The 4724-nt window shown below is 47.6% G+C and carries 4 protein-coding genes; 2 read left to right on the top strand and 2 right to left on the bottom strand.

The window, feature by feature from the left end; all coding sequences use genetic code 11:
• A partial coding sequence (locus H6F50_RS05180; protein WP_190427058.1) for a saccharopine dehydrogenase NADP-binding domain-containing protein occupies window positions 1-985 on the top strand: 985 nt, incomplete at its 5' end.
• Between the two features lie 34 nt (window positions 986-1019).
• Here the strand turns inward: H6F50_RS05180 and H6F50_RS05185 are convergent.
• Window positions 1020-1541: a DUF937 domain-containing protein gene (locus tag H6F50_RS05185; protein ID WP_190410496.1), complete on the bottom strand. Its 522-nt coding sequence runs from the start codon at window positions 1539-1541 to the stop codon at window positions 1020-1022.
• Between the two features lie 66 nt (window positions 1542-1607).
• Window positions 1608-3407, bottom strand: coding sequence for an ATP-binding protein (locus tag H6F50_RS05190; protein WP_190427061.1), 1800 nt, complete (start codon window positions 3405-3407; stop codon window positions 1608-1610).
• A 220-nt stretch (window positions 3408-3627) separates the two neighbouring features.
• On the opposite strand from H6F50_RS05190, the gene H6F50_RS05195 reads away from it, so the two are divergent.
• On the top strand, window positions 3628-4724 hold a 1097-nt coding region (locus H6F50_RS05195), incomplete at its 3' end, for a GTPase (RefSeq protein WP_190427074.1).

Here is a 4724-nt window from a genome sequence, read left to right on the forward strand (position 1 = left end):
GCAAGGGTTACGCCCAATTCTGGCAGGACGCAATTCCGAAAAGTTGCAGCCGTTAGCGACATCGCTTGGTTTAGAACACCGCGCCTTTAGCTTAGAAAATGAATCCGCCGTGGATGCGGCACTCCAGGATGTTACAGCCGTACTCCACTGTGCAGGGCCATTCTCCCGCACCTCTAAGCCAATGGTTGAAGGGTGCCTGCGGACAAAAACCCATTATCTGGATATTACCGGAGAGGTAACAGTATTCGAGGCGATCGCTGCCAAAGATGCTGAGGCAACAAAAGCAGGCGTAATGCTGCTTCCCGGCGTCGGTTTTGATGTCGTTCCTTCTGACTGTCTCGCGGCTCATCTCAAGAGACAGCTGCCTTCAGCAACAAGTCTGGCGCTGGCTTTCACCGCCGGTCAGACATCGCGGGGAACTGCCACAACAATCGTGGAAGCTCAGAAGCAAGGAGGCTTAGTGCGGCGGGGTGGCGTTCTGACTCCGGTTCCGACTGCTTGGAAAACTCGAACCATCGACTTTGGAGAAGGCCCTGTTTTAGGCACCACACTTCCTTGGGGAGATGTGTCTACCGCTTTCTACAGCACAGGGATTCCCAATATTGAAGTTTATATGGCAACCCCTCCCTCCACTTACTGGGCGCTAGTCGCAAGTAGATATTTGGGTTGGTTATTGGGGTCCCCACCCATGCAAAGCTTACAGAAACGTCTAATCCAAGCTCAACCACCAGGACCAACCGATGCACAGAGGCAACAGGGGAAAACTAGATTGTGGGGAGAGGTGTCAGATGATGGCGCAACTAAGGTATCCCGACTGCAATGTCCAGAAGGCTATACGCTCACAGCACTGACGGCGCTGGCAGTTGTTACCAAGGTGCTTGCCGGACAGGCAAGTGTTGGTTTCCAGACGCCTTCTAAAGTCTATGGTGCCGATTTGATTTTGGAAATTGAGGGGGTTGAGCGGTCAGATATTAATAATGGGTAATGAGTAATGGGTATCCCATTACCCATTACCAGCTTTATCTACCCAGATGGCGAGCTGCTAACTGCATCGCATCAGCAATATCAACATCGCCATCGCGGTCGGCATCTAAGAAAGTATTCAGAACTGGATTCGACCCGTGCGGATTTTGAGCGCTGGAGCCAGTTTTTAGAAGATTTAACACCAGGGGAACGAGAATCGGCAACATCTGTTGAATCATCGCCGGATTCAAGCCGGTTCTTTGAGCAATGACTTGCACGATTTGCGGCACTTGAGAAAAACCAAAAAGCGCATCAACGGCTTGAGGATTGGGAGAACTGCCGCCATATTGATTAACAAGGGCTTGCGCTTGTTGGGGGCCTTCGGTAGCTTGCTTCTGTTGTAGAGCAGAGCGCACGTAGTTTCCTACAAGGGACATTGTAGATTGCACTGCTGACGGGTCGGCACCATAATTATTGCTGACCTGCTGCACGGTGCCAAAAATATTATCCATCTGTCCGGGAGTCGCTTCGCGATCTGGACTGTCTAGGGCATTGATAATTTGGTCAAAAAGTCCCATAACTCTTTCTACTCCGATAACTTGAACAAAATGTCTCACTTTTGGGCTGTAGTTCGCCTCTAGCTATTAGCAGAGAATTTTGGTTGTTGATGTTGATGCGACACCGACTTGATGTTTGATCGGTAAAGCGATCGCTAACTCTGTCCCTTTACCAACTTCTGATTTGCAGCTAAAATTACCGCCATGTTTCTCTACGATAATCTGATGGCTGATTGATAGACCCAAGCCCGTACCAATGCCTCTCGGCTTCGTGGTAAAAAAGGCATCAAATATTTTCTCTTGATGTTCTGGTGAAATGCCAGAACCATTGTCAGCAATCCGCACCCCAACGGTATCCTTGTTTAGGCGTTCTGTAGAAATCACGATTTCTCCAGGCTCTTTTGCCTCTTCTAGAGCATCAATCGCATTGCTGAGTAAATTCATAAATACCTGATAAAGCAAGCCGGTGTAACCTTCGATGGCTGGGATATCGCCGTAGTTTTGAATAATATTGATATTATTTTTAATCCGATTGTTCAAAATCAGCAGAGTGCTATCAAGACAGGCGTGCAAATCTACAGAATTAGGTTGTGGTTCATCGAGGCGAGAAAAATCTTTTAAACTTAGAACAATTTGTCGAACTCGGTCAGAACCGACTTTCATCGATTGCAGAACTTTAGGCAGGTCTTGTTTAAGAAAATCGATATCAATTTCCTCTGCTTGAGTTTGAATCGTTTCAGGCGGATTGGGAATTTCAGCTTGATAAGTTTCTAGTAATGCGAGAAGTTCTTTAACGTAGTCACCCGCATAAGCCAAGTTGCCATAGATGAAGTTGACCGGATTATTGATTTCATGGGCGACTCCGGCAAGCATTCGTCCCAAACTAGACATTTTCTCACTTTGGATTAGCCGTAACTCGCTGTCTGCTTTTTGTTCTTGCAAAAGGTGCCCCACCTGGAGGATGAGCTGATTGAGGGAGGTTGCCAACATTCCCACTTCATCTTCAGTTGTAATCGGCACTTGCAAGCCAAAATTAGATTCTTGAGTTGCCCGCTGTGCTACATCAGTTGCAGCTTTCAGGGGACGGACGATGGCGCGAGAAGTGTAGATGGCTAAAAGGATAGCGATCGCAATTGACAATAAAATACTTGCAACAATAATTTTAAATCGGATTGTTTCCGCAGCAATCAAAGCCAGTTCTGCCTGCTTAACATCCTGGTAAGATCCCTGAATAACTCCAGTTAAGTCGTCTGAGAGACCATCAAAATTTAGCGCTACAGAACCATTCGTAAAATTTAAAAGTAGTTTTTGTGCTTCCTGAATTTTATCTGGCTTTAAATGAGACAGCTCAATTTGCTGTACTAATTCATCAACCTGATGAAAATAGATTTCTGGTACGTTTTCGTAAGTTTTTAGAAAACTGGGTATTCCATCAGCGTGTACATGAGCCGCTGCCTCGCGTTGATAAACGGCGCTGTTTGTATAAGATTTGATTTGAGACAATATCCGCCTAATTTCAGCAGTATGTTCCAGAAAATGAGAGTATTCGTCCCAAAACAATTCCGGATTTTCTGCTAGCGGAATCAATTGTTGTTGGTGCGTACGTGCCTGTAGTACGCCATTTTGCAAGCGATGGAGAAGGTTGAGTTCTTGGTTGCTATATTCATGCAACTTCGTAGCTCGTTGCTGATAGTAATCTCCAATCATAAATCCGGCAGCCGTTCCCAAAACGGCAATGCCTAGGGTTAGCCCATATCCATAACTAATTTTTTGGCTAACGCTGAAACGACCAGTGACCCGGCTGAGCCAGCCTGTGATACTGACTGGGTGAGGGAACGCACTGCCTAAGCGTATCTGAGGCTTCCTGACGTTTGGCTCAGAGATCATCGATCTATCCGGTGGGGGATAATTTTAAAAGCTAGTTTGTATTATAATTTACTGTTTTTTAAAATTACTCAGAAAGACGCTTTGTTTTAATTATCTAGCCGAGAAAAAATCACGGCAACAGGCTCTACTTTATTCGTGGAAGCATCTCTTGCCTGTTGCTGATAGCAGACAATGATAGGGAGATTAAGATTAGAAGCATCTCCTTACCACAATCCCGTTCATGCCCCTGTCGCGCTTATTAACGCTGATCGTTGGCCTCAGTGTAATTCTGGGGCTGATGCTGTGGCTGATTAATTCTCTCTATCGGCTGTATATTCAGATTTCTTTTACGGCACCTTTACTGGGAAATCTGCTGCTTTTGTTGCTGATTGTCCTACTGGGGGTGCTAATCGGTGGATTTATCTACTATGTGATGATTCTTCAGGGGACTGCAAAAGGTTCGCGGCAACGCCGCAGATTGCCGAAAGTCCCGGAAGCGAAGACAGAGGCGGCTTCAGAAACCCTCAAAGCAGTGCGGCAGCAAGTGGCACAGATTCAGGATGAGGTGTCGCGGCAGGCATTACTTGAGCGATCGCGCGAAATCGAAGCAAATTTGGCGCGTGGGGAACTGTTAGTCGTCGTATTTGGCACGGGTTCGGCTGGCAAGACTTCTCTGGTGAACGCCCTGATTGGGCGCATGGTAGGACGGGTAGACGCGCCAATGGGAACGACGGAGGTAGGGGAAACTTACGTTCTCAAGTTGAAAGGCTTAAATCGACAAATTTTGATTACCGATACGCCCGGAATTTTAGAAGCAGGGGTGGCGGGAACGCAGCGAGAGCAACTGGCACGGCAATTGGCGACGGAAGCGGATTTGTTGTTATTTGTCGTAGATAATGACTTGCGGCAGTCAGAATATAACCCGCTGCGAACCTTGGCAGAGATTGGTAAGCGATCGCTGTTGATTCTCAACAAAACCGATCTTTATACAGACACCGATAAGGAAACAATTCTGGCGCGTCTGCGGGAACGAGTGCGGGGATTTATCGCCACCGCCGATGTGGTTGCGATCGCCGCGAATCCCCAGCTTGCTGAGTTAGAAAGTGGCGAAACCTTCCAACCTGAACCGGATGTGATGCCGTTAATTCGCCGCATGGCAGTGGTTCTCAGAGCCGAAGGGGAAGACTTAGTGGCTGACAACATCCTACTGCAATCTCAGAGACTGGGAGACGAAGCTCGACGCCTGCTGGATGCTCAGCGCAGACGCCAAGCGGAGAAGGTGGTAGAACGTTTTCAGTGGATTGGGGCGGGTGTCATCACCGTGACACCCCTGCCAGT

Source organism: Coleofasciculus sp. FACHB-712 (genome assembly GCF_014695635.1).
Classification (GTDB): Bacteria; Cyanobacteriota; Cyanobacteriia; order Cyanobacteriales; family FACHB-T130; genus FACHB-T130.

Bases quoted from the DNA above. Each gene is read 5' to 3' on its own strand.
- H6F50_RS05185 (WP_190410496.1), bottom strand. From the start codon at position 1,541: ATGGGACTTTTTGACCAAATTATCAATGCCCTAGACAGTCCAGATCGC.
- H6F50_RS05190 (WP_190427061.1), bottom strand. From the start codon at position 3,407: ATGATCTCTGAGCCAAACGTCAGGAAGCCTCAGATACGCTTAGGCAGT.